This window comes from Streptomyces sp. 796.1 (genome assembly GCF_047525675.1).
Classification (GTDB): domain Bacteria; phylum Actinomycetota; class Actinomycetes; order Streptomycetales; family Streptomycetaceae; genus Streptomyces.
Window position 1 is genome coordinate 1 of the sequence record NZ_JBLIWA010000099.1, and the last position, 1,805, is coordinate 1,805.

General features: G+C 77.9%; 1 protein-coding gene and 1 pseudogene. Both read left to right on the top strand.

The window, feature by feature from the left end; all coding sequences use genetic code 11:
- Positions 1 to 807: pseudogene (locus tag ACMA1D_RS31875) on the top strand (transcriptional regulator); the annotation flags it as partial.
- A 620-nt stretch (positions 808 to 1,427) separates the two neighbouring features.
- On the top strand, positions 1,428 to 1,685 hold the full coding sequence (locus tag ACMA1D_RS31880) for a hypothetical protein (protein WP_414727456.1): 258 nt from the start codon (positions 1,428 to 1,430) through the stop codon (positions 1,683 to 1,685).
- The last annotated feature ends 120 nt before the right edge of the window (positions 1,686 to 1,805 follow it).

The following is a 1,805-nucleotide window of genomic DNA, read 5'->3' on the forward strand; positions in this document are numbered from 1 at the left end:
CCGCCCGCGGTCGGCGGCGCCCGGTGGTCGGCGGCCGAACCGACGGCGGCCGAACGCGCCTGGCACGCCAGCGCCGTGGGGCACGACCCGCTCGCCTGGTTCACGACCGAGCAGCGCAAGCTGGTCGCCGTCGTGGTCGCGGCGCACGCCGCGCGGCACTGGCGGACCACGATCAGGCTGGCGGACAGCATGAGCGGCGCGCTCGCGGCACGGGCCGCCTGGGCGGACTGGCACACCACGCACACCCTCGCCCTGGACGCGGCGCACCGCTGCGGCGACCGGCGGGCCGCGGCCGGCCTGCTGCGCTCGCTCGGCGACCTGGCCTGGCAGCGCCGCCGACTGCCCGAGGCCCGCGTGCACTACCAGCAGGCGCGGCTGGCCGCCTGGGAGGTCGCGGACCCGAGGGAGTACGCGCGCAGCCTGGTCAGCCTCGCCGAACTCAGCCTGGACCTAGGTGAGTTGGAGGATGCAGCGCGGCTCGTCGATTCGGCCCTCGCGGTGGCCAGCACGCCCCGGGACACCCGGGGCAGGTACGCGGCGCTGCGCGTGCTGTCGCTGCTCGCGCTGGAACGGGGCGAGTGGGACGCGGCGGAACGGTCGTTCGCCCAGTGCCTAGAACTGGCCGGCGTGCTCCGCGACCGACGCCTTGAGGACTTCGCCCGCCGCGCACTACGGGCCCTGCGCACCGGCCACCTCGGCGGCCACTCCCCCGCCGGCCCCGACGAGTCGGCGCCCCACCGCACCGCACCCAGCGGCGTCGAAGTCCGCCCCGGCGTCTGGCGCCTCCACACCCCCGCCATCCCCTGAGCACGCCCCGCTCCCGCGCCACTTCGGGGCCGCGAAGGGGCTGGCCGGGCGGGCCCGTACGCCATCAGGGGTGCGCGGTGCGCCATCGCCGTACGAACGGGAGGAGTTGGGGCGAGGCGGTACGGGCCGACTACGCCGGCGGGTCGCGGTGGGGCCGCAGCGCGCTCCGGACGGCCGGGCCGGCGGCCTCCCCCACGCAGGCCCGACGCCGCACGGCGCGCACCACGCCCCGCCCCCGCCCGGCCACATCCGCCCAGTGCCGCGCCCCGCCAGACCCGCGACCCGCTAAGCGGAGGCCACCGACCCCCCGGTCAGCCGGCCCGTGTGAGCCACATCCCACGGCCGGTCCACCCTGCCGCAGCCGGCGGGGCCCCGCCGTCCGCGGCCCGTCCGGCGGTCACCGTACGTCGCGATCTTCCAACGGTGCTGGCCACGGGCACCCCGCCCGGCCTCGGTGGTCGTCAGAGGTGCGCGCGGGCGTGGTTACGGAACGTCATTCGCACGGGGCGCGCGCAGCCAACCCGCGCACACCGCCCGCACACGCTCCCGCACGGCCCGCAACCGTGGTTCGCTCGGTGCGTTGGCAACCGCACGGACACCCATGTGGAAGGGGAACAGGCGTGACCACCGAGCCCGAGCAGGTCGCAGTGGCGGCGGAGCTCGCGGAAATCCGCCGCACCGTCGATGTCGGGGTCGCCCGCATCGACGGGCAACTCGCACTCCTCGCGCAGCGCAGCGAGCAGCACGACCGGGACCTGACCGAGGCGACCGGCCGGGTCAGGGCGTTGGAACACGGCCGCTGGCCGCTGCCCTCGCTCGCGGCCCTGACCGGCGTGTGCGCCCTGGCCGTCACGATCTGGCAGGCCACGGGCCGTTGACCCGGCCGCGACGACCACCCGGCCACGCCCCACCAGCCGCCCGCCGGCCGGCAGGACCCGGCGCCCGGGCCCGTCCCGCACCGGCCGGCAGCGGCCGGCCCGCTGGTGGGCCCCGCCGCC